Genomic DNA, 23,131 nt, shown 5'->3' with positions numbered 1-23,131 from the left:
GATCATGACCATGACTACCTCTACTCCAGTGTCAGCAGTCGATCAGAGCCTGCTGTACCCGTCCCCGTACAAAGAATTCTGGCAAGCCTTCTCCAAGAACAAGGGCGCGGTTGCCGGCCTGCTGTTCATGTTGCTGATCGTGTTCTGCGCGATCTTCGCCCCCTGGGTTGCGCCGCATAACCCCAGCGAGCAATACCGCGACTTCCTGCTGACCCCACCGGTGTGGCTGGAGGGCGGGCAGATGCAGTTCCTGCTCGGCACCGACGAACTGGGGCGTGACTTGCTCTCGCGCCTGATCCAGGGTTCGCGCCTGTCGTTGCTGATCGGCTTGTCGTCGGTGGTGATGTCGCTGATCCCGGGCATCCTGCTGGGCCTGTTCGCCGGGTTCTTCCCGCGCTTGCTTGGCCCGACCATCATGCGTCTGATGGACATCATGCTGGCCCTGCCGTCGCTGCTGCTGGCTGTAGCCATTGTCGCGATCCTCGGCCCTGGCCTGATCAACACCGTGATCGCCATCGCTATCGTGTCGCTGCCGTCCTACGTGCGCCTGACCCGCGCCGCAGTGATGGGCGAACTGAACCGCGACTACGTGACCGCCGCCCGCCTTGCCGGCGCCGGCCTGCCACGCCTGATGTTCATCACCGTGCTGCCTAACTGCATGGCGCCGCTGATCGTACAAGCGACCTTGAGCTTTTCCTCGGCGATTCTCGATGCCGCGGCCCTGGGCTTCCTCGGCCTTGGCGTACAACCGCCAACCCCCGAGTGGGGCACCATGCTGGCTTCGGCCCGTGACTACATCGAACGCGCCTGGTGGGTCGTGAGCCTGCCTGGCTTGACCATTTTGCTCAGCGTGCTGGCAATCAACTTGATGGGTGACGGCCTGCGCGATGCGCTGGACCCGAAACTCAAGAACGCCGCCTGAGGAGATTCCCATGTCACTGTTAGAAATCAAGAATCTCAACGTGCGCTTCGGCGACAAGACCGCCGTACCGGTGGTCGACGGCCTCGACCTGTCGGTCGACAAAGGCGAAGTACTGGCGATCGTTGGCGAGTCGGGCTCGGGTAAATCCGTGACCATGATGGCGCTGATGGGCCTGATCGAGCATCCCGGCATCGTTACCGCCGATGCGCTGAACTTCGACGGCAAGGACATGCTCAAGCTGAGCAACCGCCAGCGCCGCCAGATCGTCGGCAAAGACCTGGCGATGGTGTTCCAGGACCCGATGACCGCGCTGAACCCCAGCTACACCGTGGGTTTCCAGATTGAAGAAGTGCTGCGCTTGCATTTGAAAATGTCCGGCAAACAAGCGCGCAAGCGGGCTATCGAACTGCTGGAAAAAGTCGAGATTCCAGGCGCCGCCAGCCGTATGGATGCCTACCCGCACCAGTTGTCCGGCGGTATGAGCCAACGCGTGGCAATCGCCATGGCGATTGCCGGCGAGCCCAAGTTGCTGATCGCCGATGAACCAACCACTGCGTTGGACGTGACCATCCAGGCGCAGATCATGGAACTGCTGCTGGCCCTGCAAAAAGAGCAGGACATGGGCCTGGTGCTGATCACTCACGACCTCGCGGTAGTGGCTGAAACCGCCCAGCGCGTATGCGTGATGTACGCAGGCCAAGCGGTGGAAGTCGGCCAGGTGCCGCAACTGTTCGACATCCCGGCGCACCCGTACAGCGAAGCGCTGCTCAAGGCGATCCCGGAGCACAGCCTCGGCGCCACGCGCCTGGCCACGCTGCCGGGCATCGTGCCAGGCCGCTATGACCGTCCGCAGGGCTGCTTGCTGTCACCGCGCTGCCCGTATGTGCAGGACTCCTGCCGCGCCCAGCGTCCAAGCCTTGATCCGAAAAGCAACAGCCTCGCCCGCTGCTTCTACCCGCTGAACCAGGAGGTGGCGTAATGGCCGTCGTACTTACCGCCCGCGACCTCACCCGTCACTATGAAGTGTCCCGTGGCCTGTTCAAGGGCCACGCCACCGTGCGTGCTCTCAATGGCGTGTCCTTTGAGCTGGAAGCCGGCAAGACCCTCGCGGTTGTGGGCGAGTCGGGTTGCGGCAAATCCACCCTGGCCCGCGCCCTCACGTTGATTGAAGAGCCGTCTTCGGGCTCCTTGAAAATTGCCGGTCAGGAAGTGGCCGGTGCCGACAAGGCCCAGCGCAAGCAATTGCGTAAAGACGTGCAGATGGTGTTCCAAAGCCCGTATGCGTCGTTGAACCCACGCCAGAAAGTCGGTGATCAACTGGCGGAGCCGTTGCTGATCAACACCAACCTGTCCGCTGCCGAGCGCCGCGAAAAAGTCCAGGCGATGATGAAGCAAGTGGGCCTGCGCCCTGAGCATTATCAGCGCTACCCGCACATGTTCTCCGGTGGTCAGCGCCAACGTATCGCCCTGGCTCGGGCGATGATGCTGCAACCCAAAGTGTTGGTGGCGGACGAACCGACCTCGGCGCTGGACGTGTCGATCCAGGCCCAGGTGCTCAACCTGTTCATGGATTTGCAGCAGGAATTCAACACCGCCTACGTGTTCATCTCCCACAACCTGGCAGTGGTGCAACACGTCGCCGACGACGTGATGGTGATGTACCTCGGCCGCCCGGTGGAAGTAGGCCCCAAGGAAGACATCTACGCCCGCCCGCTGCACCCCTACACGCAGGCGCTGCTGTCGGCCACACCGACCATTCACCCGGACCCGAACAAGCCGAAGATCAAAATCGTCGGCGAACTGCCCAACCCGCTGAACCCGCCACCTGGCTGCGCGTTCCACAAGCGCTGCCCGTATGCGACCGAGCGCTGCAGCAGCGAGGAGCCGCTGTTGCGACCATTGGATAATCGGCAGGTGGCTTGCCACTACGCGGAGCAATTCGTGGCCTGACGCCTCCCTTGTAGGAACTGCAGCTTCAATGAGTTCCATCGCCCTTCCCGCCAGATTGCGCATCAGTCTGGCCGGACGGGCTTTTTTTTGCGCATTTGTAGCAAAGAAAATACAGATGGACCTGCGCCTTTCAATGCCTCCGGCCTTGAAAACATTGCGCCAGAGCCCTCTGGAAAGTGTATAGATTGTAAATGAAATTTACTTTTGTTTGAGAATCAATACCATCACGGCGCAAAGAGGGCGCTGGATACTGGCTGCCAAGCCACGGTTGGCTACGCGAAAAATTCAGACGCCTCTCGTTCAATCGCCCCTCGTAAAGGACTTTGTGGACATGTCGTCTCAATTCAGGCTCAGCCATCTATCGCTGGCGTTTATCGCTACCCTTTCGTCTCCCGCGCTGCTGGCGGAGAGTGTGGAAAAAGAGCGCGATAAAGTACCGATCCAGGCAACGGACCTGCCTGTAGATGGCACCTCCCAAGCCTTGGTGTTGGGCGAGACGCGTGTTTTGGGCACCGCTGCCGAAGAACTCAAGCAAGCGCCCGGCGTGTCGATCATCACCGCCGAAGACATCAAGAAACGCCCGCCCAGCAACGACCTGTCGGAGATCATCCGCCGCGAGCCAGGCGTCAACCTGACCGGCAACAGTTCCAGTGGCAGCCGTGGCAATAACCGTCAGATCGACCTACGCGGAATGGGCCCGGAAAACACCCTGATCCTGATCGATGGCAAACCCTCCACCTCGCGCAACGCCGTGCGTTATGGCTGGAGCGGTGACCGTGATACCCGTGGCGAAACCAACTGGGTGCCGGCCGAAGAAGTCGAGCGTATTGAAATCCTGCGCGGCCCGGCCGCCGCTCGTTATGGCTCCGGGGCCATGGGCGGGGTGATCAACATCATCACCAAACGCCCGACCGATCAATTGCACGGTTCGCTGACCGCCTACACCGCCTTCCCCGAAAACGATGCCGAAGGCGCGAGCAAGCGCACCAACTTCAACCTCAGCGGCCCGCTGACCGACAGTCTCGCATTCCGTGTCTATGGCGGACTGAACAAAACCGACGCGGATGACGCCGACATCAACCGCGCAGCCCAAGCCACTCCAGATTCGCTGGTGGCCGGACGCGAAGGCGTACGCAATAAAGACGTGAACGGCTTGCTGAGCTGGCAATTCACCCCAGAGCAAACCCTCGACCTGGAAGCCAGCTACAGCCGCCAGGGTAATATTTTTGCCGGCGACACCATGCTCAATGGCGGTGGCGCATTCGTTGAAAGCCTGGTGGGCAAGGAAACTAGTGTGATTCAACGCAGCAGCTTCTCTGCAACCCACCGTGGTGAATTTGACTGGGGCTCGACCCTGGCCTCGCTGACCCACGACCTGACCCGCAATGAGCGTCTCAACGAAGGCCTGGCCGGATCCGGCGAGGGCGCGCCTTCGGCCAGCGCCGGGCGTTTCGAATCACGGCTGCGTAACACCCGGGCCACCGCCGAGGTCAACCTGCCCCTGAGCTTCGGTGCCGAACAAGTCCTGACCCTGGGCAGCGAATACCTCTACGAGTCGATGAACGATCCAGGCTCGTTGCGCCCGCAAACTTATGACCCGGGCACCGGCGGCGTCCCCGCCATCCCCGGCGTCAGCCGCAACAGCACCAAGACCACCGCATCGAGCTATGCCTTGTTTGCCGAGGACAACATCGAACTGGGCAGCAAGACCATCATCACCCCAGGCCTGCGCTACGACGACCATGAAGAATTCGGCGGCAACTGGAGCCCCAGCTTCAACGCCTCGCACCAGTTGACCGATGAACTGAGCCTCAAGGGCGGTATCGCCCGTGCCTACAAGACCCCCAACCTGTACCAGTCCAACCCGAACTATTTGCTGTACAGCCGTGGCAACGGCTGCAACGCCAGCGAAGCCAATATGGGCGGTTGTTACCTGGTGGGTAATCGCGACCTGAAGCCGGAAATCAGCGTCAACAAGGAAATCGGCCTGGCCTTCGACAAGGGTACCTGGCGTACCAGCGCGACGTACTTCCGTAATGACTACAAGAACAAGATCAATGCCAGTAACGAGGCGGCTTTCCGCCTGGGCAATGGTCGCCGCGTACTGGAGTGGGAAAACAGCGGGCCCGCGCTGGTGCAGGGGGTTGAAGGCAACCTGTTCGTAAGCCTGCGCAGCGATCTGGACTGGAACACCAACCTGACCTACATGATCGACTCCAAGGACAAAGACACCGGCGAGCCGTTGAGCATCATCCCCAAGTATACCGTCAACACCACGCTGGACTGGCAAGCCACCGACAAGCTGTCCTTCCAGGTCAGCGGCACCTACTAAGGCAAGCAGGAAGCACCGACACTCAACTCACGCAGCGCCAACAGCTATGACCGCAGCGCCCAGCAGGATGTCGACCCGTATGGGCTGATGGGACTGAGCAGTGGTTATGAGTTCAGCAAAAACTTGAGCGTGCGTGTCGGTATCAACAACCTGCTGGACAAGCGCCTGTCACGCAAAGGCAATGCCGAGGATGCCGGTGCCCAGACCTATAACGAGCCGGGCCGGGCTTATTTCGCGTCGGTGACCACCTCGTTCTAAGTCACCGCCGGAGGTCTGAAAAGCGCCTTCCGCCAGCTATAGCCTGACGGGAGGCGCGTTCTTTTCAGCAAGCCTACGTCTGGCTGTCGCCTTCATCTGCGTCGTCGCTGTCAGGCTCGTCGGTAGTCGAGTCATCATCACCCTCGCTGCCGCCCTGGCCTTGATCGCCTGGTTCGGCTTCGGACTTGGCCAACTGCAAGTCCGATGCCTGGCCACTCGTCACCACCCCTACGCTCTGCACCGGGTTATGCGCCCAGGCCGTCGACATCCCCAACGACAACAGCACCAGCACCTTCATCAACAGCACTACGCGTTGAAAAATACTCATGGTTGATTCCGTCCAGTCAGTAAATAAGACCCGCACGGCAGTCATTAACTGCCACCAGCGTTTACGCTAGTCGCGATGCCGGATTACCGCCAATCTCCAGCCTTTTGGAGATCAAAATGTGGGAGGGGCTTGCTCCCGATTGCGGAGTGTCAGAGCCCAATACACTGGCTGACACACCGCTATCGGGGGCAAGCCCCCTCCCACATTCTCTGAAACGCTCAGACCTTAGTGGTGTTCGCGGGTCGCGCGGAATTTCACATCCGGCCAGCGCTCTTCCATCAACGCCAGGTTGACCCGGGTCGGCGCCAGGTAGGTCAGGTGACCACCGCCGTCGACCGCGAGGTTTTCCACCGCCTTGTTGGAGAACTCTTCCAGCTTCTTCTTATCGCTGCACTCGATCCAGCGCGCCGAATACACGGTGATCGGCTCGTAGGAGCACTCCACTTTGTATTCCTCTTTCAAGCGACTGGCGACCACGTCGAACTGCAGCACACCCACGGCGCCGAGGATGATGTCGTTGCTGCGCTCAGGGAAGAACACCTGGGTGGCACCTTCTTCGGCCAATTGCTGCAAGCCTTGGCGCAGTTGCTTGGACTTGAGCGGGTCGCGCAGGCGCACGCGGCGGAACAGTTCCGGGGCGAAGTGCGGGATACCGGTAAAGCCCAGCGCTTCGCCTTCGGTGAAGGTGTCGCCGATCTGGATGGTGCCGTGGTTGTGCAGGCCGATGATGTCGCCGGCGTAGGCTTCTTCGAGCTGTTCACGCTCGGAGGAGAAGAACGTCAGCGCGTCGCCGATGCGCACGTCCTTGCCGGTACGCACGTGGCGCATCTTCATGCCTTTTTCGTATTTGCCGGAGCAGATGCGCATGAAGGCGATACGGTCGCGGTGCTTAGGGTCCATGTTCGCCTGGATCTTGAACACGAAGCCGGTGAATTTCTCTTCCACCGGTTCCACGGTACGCTCGTTGGCGACACGGGCCAGCGGGCGTGGGGCCCAATCCACTACCGCGTCGAGCACGTGGTCGACGCCGAAGTTGCCCAAGGCGGTACCGAAGAACACCGGGGTCAACTGGCCGTCGAGGAATTCCTGCTGGTTGAATTCGTGGCAGGCGCCCTGCACCAGTTCCAGTTGGTCGACAAAACGGTCGTACTCGTCACCCAGATGGGCGCGGGCTTCGTCCGAGTCGAGCTTTTCGATGATCTTGGTTTCGGTACGTTCGTGACCATGGCCGGCGGTATAGACAATGATGTAGTCGTCGGCCAGGTGGTACACGCCCTTGAAGTCGCGATAGCAACCAATCGGCCAGGTAATCGGCGCGGCCTTGATCTTCAGGACGGCTTCGATTTCATCCAGCAACTCGATCGGGTCGCGGATATCACGGTCGAGTTTGTTGATGAAGCTGACGATCGGCGTGTCACGCAGGCGGCAAACGTCCATCAGCGCAATGGTACGTGGCTCAACGCCCTTACCGCCGTCGAGGACCATCAATGCCGAGTCCACCGCCGTCAGGGTGCGGTAGGTATCTTCGGAGAAGTCTTCGTGGCCCGGGGTGTCGAGCAGGTTGACCATGTGGTCGCGATACGGGAATTGCATGACCGACGTGGTAATGGAAATACCCCGTTGTTTTTCCATCTCCATCCAGTCGGAGGTGGCATGGCGGTCGGATTTGCGCGATTTCACCGTGCCGGCTACCGCGATCGCCTTGCCCATCAGCAACAGCTTTTCGGTGATGGTGGTTTTACCGGCATCGGGGTGGGAAATAATGGCGAAAGTGCGGCGTTTCGCGACTTCGGCGGCCTGGTGGGTCATGGGAAATCGCCTGGCAGGTGAGTCAAAAAAGGGCGGCGAGTATAGCGCAAACGCGAGGGTACGGACCACCGTTGAGCCCATTGGGAGTGGCTAAATGCGCCCAAGTGTGGAACCTTTTAAAAGGTCGAGACGTCCACTCCCCTGCTACCGCACTCGGAACAGGGGCTGAAATATCAGCAAGTTAGCCTGACGAGGCTGCGCTCATGGCTTGATCGCATACTGCATTGCCAGTATCGGCGAGCTGCTTTTCGCGAACCTATTCGCCGACAGCCAGGAATGGCATTGCCGCCGGAGAATGTGTTCGCCGACAAAAGAAAAAAAGGAGTCCGCCTGTGGCTATTCGCTATGGCAAAGGGCTGATAGGAGGCGCGGTTGTCGTCGCGCTCCTGGCCCTGCTGGTCCACTGGATCGGCATCAACACGATCGAACTGTACCGCGACGATTTGTTGTTTTACCTGCAAGCTCACCTGATTCTTGTCCTAGTCTCCATGCTGGCAGCCCTGATTGTGGGCATCCCCGCTGGTATCCTGCTCAGCCGACCCAACATGGTTGGGCGTGCAGAACGTTTCATGCAGATCTTCAACATCGGCAACACCGTCCCTCCCCTGGCCGTACTGGCCATCGCCCTCGGCGTCCTCGGCATCGGCAGCGGCCCGGCCATCTTCGCGCTGTTTCTCGCCTCCCTCCTGCCCATCGTGCGCAACACCTACGAAGGCTTGAAAAACGTCCAGGGTTCCCTCAAGGAAGCCGCCACCGGCATCGGCATGACGCCGCGCCAGGTGCTGTTTCGCGTGGAACTGCCCAACGCCGTGCCGATCATCATCGGCGGTGTACGTGTGGCCCTGGCGATCAACGTCGGTACCGCGCCACTGGCGTTCCTGATTGGTGCCAACAGCCTGGGCAGCCTGATCTTCCCCGGCATTGCCCTGAACAACCAGCCGCAACTGCTGCTCGGCGCTGCATGCACCGCGCTGCTGGCATTGCTGCTTGACGGCCTGGTGACCATGGCCAGCCGCCTCTGGCTGGAACGCGGGTTGCGCCCGTCTTAACGCCAGGAAAGGAATCGACATGAAAAAACTAAGCTTGATATTAGGCTGCGTCCTGCTGTTTGCAGGTATTGCGCAAGCCGCTGAAAAACCGGTGATTCGCATTGGCGCCCGAGTGTTCACCGAGCAGACCCTGCTCGCCGAAATCACCTCCCAGTACCTGCGCACCAAGGGTTACGACGCCCGTGTGACGGGTGGCCTGGGCAGCAACCTGGCACGCAGTGCCCAGGAAAGCGGGCAACTGGATCTGATCTGGGAATACACCGGCGTATCGCTGGTGGCCTATAACCACATCGACGAGAAGCTCGACAGCGAACAGTCCTACGCCCGGGTGAAAGAACTCGACGCGAAAAAAGGCTTGGTCTGGCTCTCGCCGTCGAAATTCAGCAACACCTACGCGCTGGCACTGCCGGAAAACGTGGCCAAGGAATTTCCGCAGATCAACAGCATCAGCGACCTGACCAAAGCCCTGGCCGAGGACACCAAGGAAAACCGCCTGGTGGCCCTCGACACCGAGTTCGCCAACCGTTCCGACGGCATGGGCGGCATGGTCAAGTTGTATGACATGAACCTCACGCGCAAAAACACCCGGCAGATGGACGCTGGCCTGGTCTACACCGCCCTGCGTAATGGCCAGGTGTTTGCCGGTCTGGTCTACACCACCGATGGCCGCCTGAACGCGTTCAAATTGAAGCTGCTGGCCGACGACAAGCATTACTTCCCGGACTACACCGCAGCTCCGGTGATCCGTCAGGAATATCTCGACCAGCATCCTCAATTGGCCGCAGAGCTCAAGCCCTTGGCCGAGCTGTTCGACGACGCAACCATGCGCGAGCTGAATGCGCGGGTCGACGTCGACCACGAAAGCCCGTCCGCTGTCGCCGCCGATTTCCTGCGCCAACATCCGATCAACTAAGAAGGAGAAGACATGGAATTTTTGAACGCCTTTTCCCATCTTGATTGGGCCCAAGTCCTGCACCTGACCTGGCAGCACATCACCCTGGTCGGCATCGCCGTGATCCTCGCGATCTTTATCGGCGTGCCCCTGGGTATTCTGATGACGCGCTTCCCAACCCTCGCAGGTCCCTTGCAAGCCAGCGCCACGGTGTTGCTGACCGTGCCATCCATTGCGCTGTTCGGGCTGCTGTTGCCGTTCTACTCCAAGTTCGGCCAGGGCCTGGGGCCGATGCCGGCGATCACCGCCGTGTTCCTGTACTCCCTGCTGCCAATCATGCGTAACACCTACCTGGCCCTCACCGGCGTTGAGCCAGGCATTCGCGAGGCCGCCAAAGGCATCGGCATGACCTTCGGCCAGCGCCTGCGCATGGTCGAACTGCCGATTGCCGTGCCGGTGATCCTCGCTGGCGTGCGCACCGCCGTCGTGATGAATATCGGTGTGATGACCATCGCCGCCACCATCGGTGCCGGTGGCCTGGGTGTACTTATTCTGGCTTCCATCAGCCGCAGCGATATGTCGATGCTGATTGTCGGCGCCGTGCTGGTCAGTCTCCTGGCCATCTTCGCCGACCTGCTTCTGCAATGGCTGCAACGCTCGCTGACTCCAAAAGGATTGCTCAAATGATCGAACTTCAAAACCTGTCCAAGACTTTTCAAAGCAACGGCAAGACTGTCACCGCCGTCAACGATGTAAGCCTGACCGTCAACGAAGGCGAAATTTGCGTATTCCTGGGGCCCTCGGGCTGCGGCAAGAGCACCACGCTGAAGATGATCAACCGCCTGATCAAGCCCTCCTCGGGCAAGATCCTGATCAACGGTGAAGACACCACTGACCTGGACGAAGTGACCCTGCGTCGCAACATCGGCTATGTAATCCAGCAGATCGGCCTGTTTCCCAACATGACCATCGAGGAAAACATCGTGGTCGTGCCCAAGCTGCTCGGTTGGGACAAGCAAAAATGCCACGACCGCGCCCGCGAACTGATGAGCATGATCAAGCTGGAACCCAAGCAGTACCTGCATCGCTACCCACGTGAGCTGTCCGGTGGCCAGCAACAGCGTATCGGCGTGATCCGTGCGCTGGCGGCCGATGCGCCGCTGTTGCTGATGGATGAGCCGTTCGGCGCGGTCGACCCGATCAACCGCGAGATGATCCAGAACGAGTTCTTCGAGATGCAGCGCGCGCTGAACAAGACCGTGATCATGGTCAGCCACGACATCGACGAAGCCATCAAGCTGGGTGACAAGATCGCCATCTTCCGTGCCGGCAAGCTGTTGCAGATCGACCACCCGGACACGCTGCTGGCGCACCCGGCCGACGAGTTCGTGAGCAACTTCGTGGGTCAGGACAGCACGCTCAAGCGCCTGCTATTGGTGAAGGCCGAAGACGCGGCGGACAACGCCCCGTCGGTCAGCCCGGAAACCCCGGTGGCCGATGCGCTGGAGCTGATGGACGAGCACGACCGCCGCTATGTGGTGGTCACCTGTGCCGAGAACAAGGCACTGGGGTATGTGCGCCGTCGCGACTTACACCGTCAGACCGGTACCTGCGGCCAGTACCTGCGCGAGTTCAACGCCACCGCTGCCTACGACGAGCATTTGCGCATCCTGCTGTCGCGCATGTATGAGTTCAACCGCTCGTGGTTGCCGGTGATGGATGCCGAGCGGGTGTTCCTGGGTGAAGTGACTCAGGAGTCGATTGCCGAGTACCTGAGCTCTGGCAAGTCCCGTGGGGGCAAGACCAGTATTGTCTCGCCGGCCGAGACCGCCCTGGCCTGACCTGATACAACAGGGATAAAAATGTGGGAGGGGGCTTGCTCCCGATAGCGGCGTGTCAGTCACTTCATCAGTCACTGACACACCGCTATCGGGAGCAAGCCCCCTCCCACATTTGCCCTCCAATGTGTCAGGGAAATACCGTCGATTTACCCCATCCAGGGAACATCAATCCGTCACACCGGTCGGTTACATAAGTAGCTGGACTGGGTCCCGCGACGAACGCGTGCAAAAACGCGACATTTTTAGTTGATCCCACGCCCATCAAGCCCTAAAGTTCGCGCCGAACGTCCATGCTGGAAACGATCCATCCGGCTCAAGTACTGACGACGAGACAGCAAGGCCAAGGGAAGCTTATCCCGTGGCCTTTTTGCTTTCGGCGACATGCCTTGGGAAGTAGGCGAACCAAAGTGGGGATACGGAGGACGTTCATTTGCACCCATTGCTAATTTCAGTTTGCCCCTAGGAGTTCCCAGCATGTCGATCAACGTCGAAGATTATTTCGCGCGCGCCACCTTTGACAAAATGAAGGCGTTCGCCGACAAGCAAGAAACCCCATTCGTGGTGATCGACACCGCGATGATCAGCCAGGCCTACGATGACCTGCGCGCCGGTTTCGAATTCGCCAAAGTGTATTACGCCGTCAAGGCCAACCCGGCCGTGGAGATCATCGACCTGTTGAAAGACAAGGGTTCGAGCTTCGACATCGCCTCGATCTACGAGCTGGACAAGGTCATGGACCGCGGCGTCAGCGCCGACCGTATCAGCTACGGCAACACCATCAAGAAATCCAAGGACATCCGCTACTTCTACGAGAAGGGCGTGCGCCTGTTCTCCACCGACTCCGAAGCCGACCTGCGCAACATCGCCAAGGCCGCGCCGGGCTCGAAAGTGTATGTGCGCATCCTCACCGAAGGCTCGACCACGGCCGACTGGCCTTTGTCGCGCAAATTCGGCTGCCAGACCGACATGGCCATGGACCTGCTGATCCTCGCCCGCGACCTGGGCCTGGTGCCTTACGGCATCTCGTTCCACGTCGGCTCGCAACAGCGCGACATCAGCGTGTGGGACGCGGCCATCGCCAAGGTCAAGGTGATCTTCGAGCGTTTGAAAGAAGAAGACGGCATCGAACTGAAGCTGATCAACATGGGCGGCGGCTTCCCGGCCAACTACATCACCCGCACCAACAGCCTGGAAACCTACGCCGAAGAAATCATCCGCTTCCTCAAGGAAGACTTCGGCGACGACCTGCCGGAAATCATCCTGGAGCCAGGCCGTTCGCTGATCGCCAACGCCGGTATCCTGGTGAGCGAAGTGGTGCTGGTGGCCCGTAAGTCGCGTACCGCCGTCGAGCGTTGGGTGTACACGGATGTGGGCAAGTTCTCCGGCCTGATCGAAACCATGGACGAAGCCATCAAGTTTCCGATCTGGACCGAGAAGAAAGGCGAGATGGAAGAAGTGGTCATCGCCGGCCCAACCTGCGACAGCGCCGACATCATGTACGAGAACTACAAGTACGGCCTACCGCTGAACCTGGCGATTGGTGATCGTTTGTACTGGCTGTCGACCGGTGCGTACACCACCAGCTACAGCGCGATTGAGTTCAATGGGTTCCCACCGTTGAAATCGTTCTACGTGTAAGAACGCCGCATATAAAAAACCCATGACAAGTCATGGGTTTTTTTTGGCTTCAGGAAAAGGTCGCGGCACGCTGTTGATAGGCATTGGCCATGGCGCGAATCTGCGGCTCATTGGCCAGCGCCAGCGCCTTGTGCGCCGTTCGCAGGAATTTGAGATTCCCATGCGCCAACGCCTTGCGCAGCCACTCCAGCGCAGCGTCGATTTGGCCTCTGTGCGCCAGCACCGCCGCATAACTGAACTGCCCCCGAAAATCCCCGGCTTCGGCGGAGCGCCGGTACCATTCAACGGCTGCCTCAAGATCCTTGGGGCAATACTGCCCATCTTCCAGATAACGCCCCAACAGATTCATCGACTTGGCGTGGCCCTGCTCTGCCGCCTGGCGATAAAGCGTCAGCGCCTGGGCCTGGTCTTGCACAACGCCACGGCCGGTCGCCAGAAGGTTGGCGTAGTTGTACTGGCCCCAATCCAGGCCGGTCTCTGCTGCCAGCCGGTATTGCCGCGCAGCTGCCGCCTCATCGACGGCGCAACCCCAACCATGCTCCAGGCAACGCCCGGCCATATTGCGCGCCATCACGTGCCCGCCCTGCGCCGCAATCTGGAACCAGCGCAGCGCCAGCGCTTCATCGCGTGCAATGCCGCGCCCTTCCAGCAGGATCTGCCCGAGCAACGCCTGGGCATCGACCACGCCTTCCTTGGCTGCGATCAGAATCGCCTGGGCGGCGCGCACCGGGGAATCATCAAGCATGGACTGCAATTGCTCGACGTTGAGCACTTCCTGGCGACGCAATAAAAAGCCCATCTCAGACCTCGACCCAGCGGCGCAGGAGGTTGTGATAGGTGCCGGTGAGCTGGATCAGCGCCGGGTGCTCGGGCACGTCGCGGCTCAGTTGCTGGATGGCGCCGTCCATTTCGAACAGCAAGGTGCGCTGGCTGTCTTCGCGCACCAGGCTTTGGGTCCAGAAGAACGAGGCATAGCGAGCACCACGGGTCACTGCGTTGACCTTGTGCAGGCTGGAACCGGGGTACAGCACCAGATCGCCGGCGGGGAGCTTGACCCGTTGCAGGCCGAAGGTGTCCTGGATCTCCAGTTCGCCGCCGTCGTACTCGTCGGGATCGCTGAAGAACAGCGTGGACGACAGGTCGGTGCGCACGCGCTCGTGGCTGCCTTTGGGCTGGCGCACCGCATTGTCGATATGGAAGTTAAAACTGCCACTTGCGGTATAGCAGTTGATCAGCGGTGGGAAGACCTTGTGCGGCAGCGCCGCCGACATGAACAGCGGGTTGCTCCACAACCGCTCCAGCATGGCTGCGCCGATTTCCTTGGCCAATGGGTGGCCTTCGGGCAATTGCAGGTTGTGCTTGGCTTTGGCGGACTGATGCCCGGCAGTGATTTTGCCATCGGCCCATTCGGCCTCTTCCAGGGCTTGGCGAATGCGCAGCACCTCCTCGCGAGAGAACAGGCCGGGAATGTGCAGCAACATGAGGCAATACCTGCGATCAGAGAGGCGCCAATGGTATTGATTCTTATCCGCCCTGTAAAACCCGGGGACGAACGAGAACGCAAAATCCGTAACGAAAAAGTGTAAAGAATGTAAATTCGATGCGAATAGCAATATCTCTCAATTGATACAAAGTCTTGTTGGCCCTATATTCCGCGGCCTCACATCCTTGGGGAAGGGACACGTCATGTCGCGCACTACGCTAATAACAACCGCCAGTTCACCACGTATGCTGGCCTCGGCCATCGGCGTTGCCCTCAGCGCCAGCTCTGCCGCCCACCTGGCGCAGGCAGCAGAAAACACCGAGCAAAAAGGCGAGCGCAACCCTATCTCCCTCGGCGCCACCAACATTACCGGCCAGGACCAGGACAACACCTCCTATCAGGTGGAAAAAGCCTCGTCGCAGAAATACACCGCGCCGCTGGTGGACACACCGCGTTCGGTCACCGTGGTGCCGCAACAAGTACTCAAGGACACTGCCGCCACGTCGTTGCAGGACGCCTTGCGCACCGTACCGGGCATTACCTTCGGCGCCGGTGAAGGCGGCAACCCCCAAGGCGATCGCCCGTTCATTCGTGGTTTTGATGCCCAAGGCGACACTTACCTGGACGGCGTGCGCGACACCGGCGGCCAGAGCCGCGAGATCTTCGATATCGAGTCCATCGAAGTCAGCAAGGGCCCGAACTCCTCGTTCGGCGGCCGTGGGTCGGCCGGTGGTAGCCTCAACCTGGTGAGCAAAACCCCACAAGCACGGGACTTCACCAACGGCGGCTTTACCTACGGCTCCGACCAGACCCGCCGCTACGTGCTCGACGTGAACCGCCAGTTCCTCGACGACAGCGCCGCCTTCCGCCTGAACCTGATGAGCCACGAACAAAACGTGGCAGGCCGCGATGCGGTGAACTACGACCGCTGGGGTGTAGCCCCGTCGCTGACGTTCGGCCTGGGCACGCCGACCCGCGTCAACCTCAGCTATTACCATATGGAAAGCGATGACCTGCCGGATTCGGGGATTCCGTATGGTTATGGTTCTTCGACCGCCACCGCCCACGCGCACGACAAACCCAACGACGGCGGCGACAGCAACAATTTCTACGGTTTGAAAAGCCGCGACTTCCGCAAGACCCGCGCCGACATCAGCACGTTCTCCATCGAGCACGACCTGAACGACAACATGACGCTGAAAAATACCCTGCGCCATGGCAGCACCGGCCAGGACTATGTGCTGACACAACCGGACGACAGCAAACTCAACGTCAACAAGTTCGGCACCGTATGGCGTCGTGCCAATAGCCGTGTTTCCACGACCACCACAACCACCAACCAGACCGACCTGTTTGGCAGCTTCCAGGCGCTGGGTTTCAAGCACAGCTACTCCACCGGCCTGGAATTCACCGGTGAAGAAACGCGTGTCAGCGGCTATACCGTCAGCCCCAACGCCAACCCGGTGTGCAACCCGGCCAAGGGCAGCCTGGGCGGCCAGTGCACCTCACTGAGCAACCCGAACCCGGACGACGCCTGGAACGGCAGCGTCGCGCGCAACTACATGGGCACCAACACCAAGGCCACCAGCCGCGCCGCCTATGTGTTCGACACCATCGAGCTTGATCCGAAATGGCTGCTGAACGTGGGCCTGCGTTACGACACCTTCGATACCGAGGCCAACACCAACGCAGTACCGAGCCCGACCGTGAAAGGCCGCTCCAAGATCAAGGACGACAGCCAGTTCTTCAACTGGCAGGCCGGCCTGGTGTGGAAGCCGCTGGAGAACGGCAGCATCTACGCTTCCTACGCGACCTCGGCCACGCCTGCCGGTGGCCTGATCGGCGAAGGCTCCGACGGCAACCCACTGTCAGCCGGTGCCGCCACCAGCGACTTGCAGCCCGAAGAAACCGTCAACTATGAACTGGGCACCAAGTGGGACCTGTTCCACGATCGCCTGTCTCTGACCGCAGCTATCTTCCGCACCGAGAAGAAAAACACCCGCATCCTGGTGGACGCTCTCACCTACCAGAACGCCGGTGAATCTCAGGTCGACGGCATCGAGTTGTCCGCCAGCGGCAAGATCACAGATCAATGGCAGTTGTTTGCGGGCTACAGCTACCTGGACAGCGAGCTGGTCAAATCCGGTCTCAATGGACGTAATGGCGTGGTGGGCACCGGCTCCAGCAAAGGCAACCAGATGCCCAACACGCCGAAGAACTCCTTCAGCCTGTGGACCACCTACGACATCACGCCCAAGCTGACCATCGGCGGCGGTGCCTTCTATGTCGATCAGGTTTACGGCGATGTCGGCAACACCGTGTACGTACCCTCCTACACTCGCTACGACGCCATGGCCAGCTACAAGCTGACCAAGAACGTCGACCTGCAATTGAACGTGCAGAACCTGACCGACAAGACCTACTACGACAAGGCCTTCTCCACTCACTTCGCCAACCAGGCGGCCGGTCGTACCGCCCTGTTGACCACCAGCTTCCACTTCTAAACGCAGTCAATGCTCGACCCAAGGCCCCACGCATCGGATGCGTGGGGCTTTTGTGTGTAAAACAGAATTTTTCTCGATAACCCACGGCATAATGCGCGCCGTGACATCGATATCCAGATCAGCGAGGCGCTCCGACGTGTTGAAGAAAACCCTGTTTCAGTTGCACTGGTTCTTCGGCATCACTGCCGGGCTGGTGCTGGCCTTGATGGGGATCACCGGGGCTGCGTACTCGTTCCAGGATGAAATCCTGCGGGCCCTCAACCCCACGGTATTGAACGTACAGAAACGCGAAGCCGGCGTACTGCCGCCTGCCGAGCTGGTGCGCAAGCTGGAAGCCACCGAAGGCAAGAGCGTCGCGATGCTGTGGGTGGAAAGCGACAGCGGCAACGCCGGCCGGGTCGCCTTTACCCCGCCCCCGGGGGAGCGTCGTGGCCAGATGCGCTACTTCGACCCGTACACCGGCGACTACCTGGGCGACGCCGTCGGCCAGGATGTATTCGGCTTTATCCTGCAACTGCACCGCTTCCTCGCCATCGGCGACACTGGGCGCAATATCACGGGCGCCTGCACCCTGATCCTGGTGTTTTTCTGCCTCTCTGGTTTGTACCTGCGCTGGCCGCGCCAGGTAAAAAACTGGCGCGTATGGTTGACCCTGGACTGGCGCAAAAAGGGCCGCAGCTTCAACTGGGACCTGCACTCGGTGTTCGGCACCTGGTGCCTGCTGTTTTATCTGCTGGCGGCATTGACTGGGTTGTACTGGTCTTATGACTGGTACAACCAGGGCGTGACCAAACTGCTCTCCGATGCGCCGCAGAACGAGCGGATGCGTAAACGCGGCCCGCCCCCCCCGGGCCCTGCCCCGGTGGCCAACTACGAGGCGATCTGGAGCAGCATCTACAGCAACGCCGGCCCCGACCTGAGTGCCTACAATATCCGTATGCCGGCCGTCGCCGGGCAACCGGCCACCGTGTACTACCTGCTCAAGGATTCACCCCATGACCGTGCGCTGAACCAGATCAACCTGGACCCGGCCACCGGTGAGGTCAAATCCCATGATCGCTATGCCAGCAAGAGCCTCAAGGCTCAACTGCTGACCAGCGTCTATGCGTTGCACACCGGCAGTTATTTCGGCCTGATCGGGCGCATCGTGCTCACCGTCAGCTCGCTGCTCATGCCCCTGTTTTTCATCACTGGCTGGCTGTTGTACCTCGACCGTCGTCGCAAGAAACGCCAGGTACGCGAAGCCCGCCAAGGTTTGAGTGCCCCTCACAGCGATGCGCCGGCCTGGCTGATCGGGTTTGCCAGCCAAAGCGGCTTTGCCGAACAGTTGGCCTGGCAGACTGCCGGGCAATTGCAGGCCGCCGGCGTTGCGGTCAAGGTGCAGCCCCTGGGCAGCGTCAGCCGCGACGACCTCAGCCAATCGCAACATGCGCTGTTTGTGGTCAGCACCTTCGGCGACGGCGAAGCCCCCGACAGCGCCCGTGGTTTCGAGCGCAGCGTGCTCGGCCAGGACCTGCCCCTCAAAGGCTTGAACTACTCGGTACTGGCCCTGGGTGATCGGCAGTATGAACACTTCTGTGGCTTCGCCCGGCGCCTGCATTTCTGGCTGACCAACCAGGGCGGCAACCCGCTGTTTGCCCCGGTGGAAGTCGACAGCGGCGACGCAGTGGCCTTGCACACCTGGCAACAGCAACTGGGCCAACTCACCGGTCACGCATCCGCGGCAGCCTGGCAGGCAGACCCGTACGAAAACTGGACGTTGAGCCAACGCCGCCTGCTCAACCCCGGCAGCGCGGGGGCCGATGTCTACCTGCTGGGTCTCACTCCACCCTCGCCTCAGAGCTGGCTCGCCGGTGACTTGGTGGAGGTCTTGCCGCGCAATTGTCCGTGGGCCGTGGAGCATTTCCTCGACGGCCTCGGCCTGGCCGGCAGTGACGGCGTGTTGATCGACGGCTTGGCACAAACGCTCGATCAAGCCCTGGCCAACCGTCAACTGCCGGACAACCGTGCACACCTGGTCGGCTTGCATGCCCAAGCCCTGGTGGACGCACTGGTGCCCCTGGGTATGCGCGAATATTCCATCGCCTCGATTGCCAGCGACGGCGTGCTGGAACTGATCGTGCGCCAGGAACGCCACCCCGACGGCAGCCTGGGCCTGGGCTCCGGCTGGCTGACCGAACACGCCGCCATCGGTTCGGGTATCAGCCTGCGCCTGCGCCGCAACAGTGCCTTCCACCTGCCGGACGCTCCCGTGCCGTTGATCCTGCTGGGCAACGGCACCGGCCTTGCGGGCCTGCGCAGCCTGCTCAAGGCGCGTATTGCCGATGGCCAGCAGCGTAACTGGTTGCTGTTTGGTGAGCGCAATATCGCCCACGATTATCTGTGCCAGGACGAACTGCAAGGCTGGCTGGCCAGTGGCGACCTGGCGCTGCTGGACCTGGCGTTTTCGCGGGACCAGGAAGAGAAGATCTACGTACAGGATCGCCTGCGCGAATCGGCAGATGTGTTGCGCAAATGGCTGGCGGACGGCGCGGCGATTTATGTGTGCGGCAGTTTGCAAGGGATGGCGACGGGGGTGGATCAGGCGTTGGTGGATATCCTGGGCAGTGAGGCGGTGGAGCGCTTGATTGAACAGGGCCGCTATCGCCGGGATGTCTACTGACCCGTCAGGCCATGAAGATCAATTGTGGGAGGGGGCTTGCTCCCTCCCACAGTTTTAACTGCATTCCAATCAGGCAGGTTGCAGTTTTTGCTCAAACACCGAAACGCCATCGAGATCGCGCAAAATGACGGTCAACTCCCCCGTCTGCCCATCAATCTGCACTTCACCAAAAAACTGAAAGCCAGCAAACGGCGAGGTGTTTTGCGCAGGCGGCGCTTTCTCGAACACCACTTGCGGGCCAAAGGTTTTATCCAACGGATTCGGCCCGAAGCTGCCGGCATTCAGCGGCCCTGCCACAAACTCCCAAAACGGCTCGAAATCCTGGAACGCCGCCCGGTCCGGGTGGTAGTGGTGCGCCGCGCAGTAGTGCACATCGGCCGTCAGCCACACATGATTGCGCACCTTCTGCGCACGCAGAAAGCCAAGCAGTTCGGCAATCTCCAGCTCACGCCCTTGCGCCGGGCCGGGGTCGCCATTGGCGATGGCTTCCCAACGCGCCACGCCGGGGCTGACTTCACCGTCGGGCACGCCCAGGCCGATCGGCATGTCGGCGGCGATCACCTTCCATTGCGCCTGCGACGCCTTGAGTTCGCGCTTGAGCCAGTCCAGTTGCTGGCGACCGAGGAAGGGTTTTTCGCCGCCCAGGTTGTCATCATTCGGCCCACGATAGCTGCGCATATCCAGCACAAACACGTCCAGCAGCGGCCCGTAACTGAGCTTGCGATAAATACGCCCGCCGCCGTCGGCACTCTGGCGGCGCATCGGTGAATATTCCAGCCAGGCCTGCCGCGCACGGCCGACCAGGGTATTGATGTCGCGGGTCTGGTAACGCTCATCCAGTTGCTTGCTGGAGGACCAGTTATTGATCACCTCATGATCGTCCCACTGCCAGATTTGCGGCACTTGGGCATTGAAGCGGCGCACGTTTTCATCCAGCAGGTTGTAGCGGTAATTGCCGCGATACTCATCGAGGGTTTCCGCCACTTTGCTCTTGGCCTCGGTGGTGATGTTGCGCCAGATACGTCCGCCTTCGGTGGTCAACTGCGCGGGCACCGGGCCGTCGGCGTAGATGGTGTCGCCGCTGTGGATAAAAAAGTCTGGCAGGCGCAGGCGCATGGCTTCGTAGATACGCATACCGCCAATCTCCGGGTTGATGCCGAAGCCTTGACCAACGGTGTCGCCGCTCCATACAAAGCGGATATCGCGACGCTGTTGCGGCTCGCTGCGCAAGTGACCGAACCAGGGTTCACTGGCGACGCCGGTCTGGGCGTCTTCGAAGTGAACACGGTAGAAGATCGACTGATCGACCGGCAAACCGGTGAGCTCGACACGGGCAGTAAAGTCGCTGCGGCTGTCGGCCAGCGGGGAAACCAAGCGGCGGGGGTTGCTGAACACACTGCGCGTATCCCACTCCACCACCATCTTCGCGGGGCGGTCGCTGCGGCTCCAGATCATCGCACGGTCGCCGAGCAGGTCGCCCGATTGCACGCCATCGGTGAGTTGCGGCCGGTCCTTCACCGAAGCGATCACCGCAGGGGCCAGGCCCGGCAACAACAGGCCGGCGCCCACGGCTTGCATCACGCGGCGGCGGCCGAGATCGAAGTGGCTCATGCAGGTGCCCTCTTGAGTATCAAAAGGGCCACTTAAGCATGATGGGATGAAGCGAAGATGACACCGGCCTTACAAACAATGGAGATCCAAATGTGGGAGGGGGCTTGCCCCCTCCCACATTCTGAATCCCATCAGCCCCTGGCAGCAGTGACCGTCAGCTCCACGGCTTCCGGTCGCTTGAGCAGCGCATACACCAACCCCGTCAACACACTGCCCGCCACAATCGCCAGCAAGTACAACAACGCGTGGTTCATCGCATTCGGAATCACCAGCACAAACAACCCGCCATGGGGCGCGGCCAACTTGCAGCCGAAGTACATCGACAGCGCACCGGTCAGCGCGCCACCGGCGATGCTGGCCGGGATCACGCGCAGCGGATCTTTGGCCGCGAACGGGATCGCGCCTTCGGAGATAAAGCACAGGCCCAGGATCATCGCGGCCTTGCCGGCTTCGCGTTCAGTCTGGGCGAACTTGCGCCGAGCCAATAACGTAGCGATGCCCATGCCAATCGGCGGCACCATGCCGGCAGCCATGGTCGCGGCCATCGGTGCGCCGCTCGACGCCGCCAGCAGGCCGACGGAAAACGCATACGCCGCCTTGTTGATCGGCCCGCCCAAATCCACGCACATCATGCCGCCGAGCAAAATGCCCAGCAGCACTGCGTTGGTAGTGCCCATGGTGCTGAGAAAATCGGTGAGACCCGTCAGCAAACGTGCGACCGGCGGGCCCACCAGGTAGATCATCACCAGGCCGGTGAACAGGCTGGCCAGCAACGGGATGATCAGGATCGGCTTGAGCGCCTCCAGGCTCTGGGGCAATTGCACCGCACGGCTGATCAGCTTGACGCAGTAACCCGCGACGAAACCGGCCAGGATGCCGCCGATAAACCCAGCCCCCAGCGTCCCCGCCAGCAAGCCGCCGATCATGCCCGGCGCCAGGCCAGGACGGTCGGCGATCGAGTAGGCGATGTAGCCCGCCAGCAGCGGCACCATCAGCAGGAAGGCCTGGTCACCGACGCTTTTCAGCGCCGCTGCCAAGGTGCCTGGCTGTTCGAAAGCATGGATGCCGAACACAAATGACAAGGCGATCAATAAGCCCCCCGCCACCACCATCGGCAACATGTACGACACGCCAGTGAGCAGGTGCTTGTAGACCCCGGTTTTCTCCGACTTGGCCGGCGCGCCACTGCCGGCGTTTTCCACCGCGCCTTCAGCCAGGGCTTTGTTAAGGATGGCTTCGGATTGCTTGAGGGCGATACCGGTGCCACAGCGGTAAATTTTCTTGCCGGCAAAACGCTCGGTGGCAACTTCAATATCCGCCGCCAGTAACACCACGTCGGCCTCGGCGATGGCTTGCGGGCTCAGCGGTGTGCGGGCGCCGACCGAGCCTTGGGTCTCGACCTGCAAGTCGTAGCCCAAGCGCTTGGCGGTCTGCTGCAAGGCTTCGGCGGCCATGAAGGTGTGGGCTACCCCGGTCGGGCACGCAGTAATCGCGACAATACGCGGCGCATTCTTCGCCGATACCGGGGCGTCACTGGCCACATACACCTGGGCCTCTTCAGCGCCCCGGCGCAATACGCCTTCGACATCTGCCAGCGCCTGGGCCGGTGTGGTCTGAAACACGCGTTTGCCGACAAAACGCTGCATATCCACCGGCGTGCTGCTGACCAGCAGTACCCACTCGGCATCATCGATCGTGGCTTGGGACAACTGACGTTCCGGGCGCTGCACATCAACGACCTCGACACTGGTGTGCAAGCCCATGCGCTGGGCGGCGGCGTCCAACAAGCGGGCGCACAGCACACTGGTGACCATGCCGTTGGGGCAGGCGGTAACAATGGCTAACTTCATCA

The 23,131-nt window shown here is 60.9% G+C and carries 16 protein-coding genes and 1 pseudogene; 11 read left to right on the top strand and 6 right to left on the bottom strand.

The window, feature by feature from the left end; genetic code table 11:
• The first annotated feature begins 10 nt into the window (after positions 1 to 10).
• From FW800_RS15060 to FW800_RS15045, 4 genes and pseudogenes are all read left to right on the top strand, one after another.
• Entirely contained in the window at positions 11 to 922 is a 912-nt protein-coding gene (locus FW800_RS15060; RefSeq protein WP_446437898.1) for an ABC transporter permease subunit, read from the top strand.
• A gap of 10 nt (positions 923 to 932) precedes the next feature.
• On the top strand, positions 933 to 1,901 hold the full coding sequence (locus FW800_RS15055; RefSeq protein WP_446437897.1) for an ABC transporter ATP-binding protein: 969 nt from the start codon (positions 933 to 935) through the stop codon (positions 1,899 to 1,901).
• Positions 1,901 to 2,872, top strand: a complete 972-nt coding sequence (locus tag FW800_RS15050) for a peptide ABC transporter ATP-binding protein (protein WP_005784734.1) — start codon at positions 1,901 to 1,903, stop codon at positions 2,870 to 2,872. The genes FW800_RS15055 and FW800_RS15050 overlap by 1 nt, the downstream gene beginning before the upstream one ends.
• Before the next feature lie 331 nt (positions 2,873 to 3,203).
• Positions 3,204 to 5,462: pseudogene (locus tag FW800_RS15045) on the top strand (TonB-dependent siderophore receptor).
• A 73-nt stretch (positions 5,463 to 5,535) separates the two neighbouring features.
• Here the strand turns inward: FW800_RS15045 and FW800_RS15040 are convergent.
• Positions 5,536 to 5,790, bottom strand: coding sequence for a hypothetical protein (locus FW800_RS15040; protein ID WP_032877817.1), 255 nt, complete (start codon positions 5,788 to 5,790; stop codon positions 5,536 to 5,538).
• Between the two features lie 225 nt (positions 5,791 to 6,015).
• Positions 6,016 to 7,599, bottom strand: a complete 1,584-nt coding sequence (locus FW800_RS15035; protein ID WP_005784726.1) for a peptide chain release factor 3 — start codon at positions 7,597 to 7,599, stop codon at positions 6,016 to 6,018.
• 332 nt (positions 7,600 to 7,931) lie between these two features.
• Between FW800_RS15035 and FW800_RS15030 the strand changes: the two genes are divergently transcribed.
• The 5 genes from FW800_RS15030 (at position 7,932) to FW800_RS15010 (ending at position 13,019) form a co-directional block, all read left to right on the top strand.
• Positions 7,932 to 8,648: an ABC transporter permease gene (locus tag FW800_RS15030; RefSeq protein ID WP_004372306.1), complete on the top strand. Its 717-nt coding sequence runs from the start codon at positions 7,932 to 7,934 to the stop codon at positions 8,646 to 8,648.
• A 19-nt stretch (positions 8,649 to 8,667) separates the two neighbouring features.
• Positions 8,668 to 9,561 carry a glycine betaine ABC transporter substrate-binding protein gene (locus tag FW800_RS15025; RefSeq protein ID WP_032877818.1) on the top strand — a complete coding sequence of 298 codons (894 nt, stop codon included), beginning with the start codon at positions 8,668 to 8,670 and terminating at the stop codon, positions 9,559 to 9,561.
• A 12-nt stretch (positions 9,562 to 9,573) separates the two neighbouring features.
• Complete coding sequence (locus FW800_RS15020; RefSeq protein ID WP_005784720.1) at positions 9,574 to 10,227, top strand: ABC transporter permease; 654 nt, start codon at positions 9,574 to 9,576, stop codon at positions 10,225 to 10,227.
• Entirely contained in the window at positions 10,224 to 11,381 is a 1,158-nt protein-coding gene (locus FW800_RS15015; RefSeq protein WP_005784718.1) for an osmoprotectant ABC transporter ATP-binding protein OsmV, read from the top strand. The genes FW800_RS15020 and FW800_RS15015 overlap by 4 nt, the downstream gene beginning before the upstream one ends.
• Positions 11,382 to 11,855: 474 nt before the next feature.
• The gene (locus FW800_RS15010) at positions 11,856 to 13,019 is read left to right on the top strand and encodes a type III PLP-dependent enzyme (protein WP_005784717.1); all 1,164 of its coding nucleotides are present in this window, start codon (positions 11,856 to 11,858) and stop codon (positions 13,017 to 13,019) included.
• A 49-nt stretch (positions 13,020 to 13,068) separates the two neighbouring features.
• Here FW800_RS15010 and FW800_RS15005 read toward each other — a convergent pair whose 3' ends face one another.
• Positions 13,069 to 13,818, bottom strand: a complete 750-nt coding sequence (locus FW800_RS15005; protein WP_032877819.1) for a tetratricopeptide repeat protein — start codon at positions 13,816 to 13,818, stop codon at positions 13,069 to 13,071.
• Between the two features lies 1 nt (position 13,819).
• Positions 13,820 to 14,500 carry a Fe2+-dependent dioxygenase gene (locus tag FW800_RS15000; protein WP_446437896.1) on the bottom strand — a complete coding sequence of 227 codons (681 nt, stop codon included), beginning with the start codon at positions 14,498 to 14,500 and terminating at the stop codon, positions 13,820 to 13,822.
• Between the two features lie 205 nt (positions 14,501 to 14,705).
• On the opposite strand from FW800_RS15000, the gene FW800_RS14995 reads away from it, so the two are divergent.
• The gene (locus FW800_RS14995; protein WP_446437895.1) at positions 14,706 to 17,006 is read left to right on the top strand and encodes a TonB-dependent receptor; all 2,301 of its coding nucleotides are present in this window, start codon (positions 14,706 to 14,708) and stop codon (positions 17,004 to 17,006) included.
• A 136-nt stretch (positions 17,007 to 17,142) separates the two neighbouring features.
• Positions 17,143 to 19,668: a PepSY domain-containing protein gene (locus tag FW800_RS14990; protein WP_446437894.1), complete on the top strand. Its 2,526-nt coding sequence runs from the start codon at positions 17,143 to 17,145 to the stop codon at positions 19,666 to 19,668.
• A gap of 69 nt (positions 19,669 to 19,737) precedes the next feature.
• Here FW800_RS14990 and FW800_RS14985 read toward each other — a convergent pair whose 3' ends face one another.
• Complete coding sequence (locus tag FW800_RS14985) at positions 19,738 to 21,279, bottom strand: alkaline phosphatase D family protein (protein WP_032877824.1); 1,542 nt, start codon at positions 21,277 to 21,279, stop codon at positions 19,738 to 19,740.
• A gap of 131 nt (positions 21,280 to 21,410) precedes the next feature.
• Positions 21,411 to 23,129, bottom strand: coding sequence for a PTS fructose-like transporter subunit IIB (locus FW800_RS14980; protein ID WP_032877825.1), 1,719 nt, complete (start codon positions 23,127 to 23,129; stop codon positions 21,411 to 21,413).
• Between the last annotated feature and the right edge of the window lie 2 nt (positions 23,130 to 23,131).

Source organism: Pseudomonas sp. 910_23, from assembly GCF_052850795.1.
This window is presented reverse-complemented; position numbering and strand designations above follow the sequence as displayed.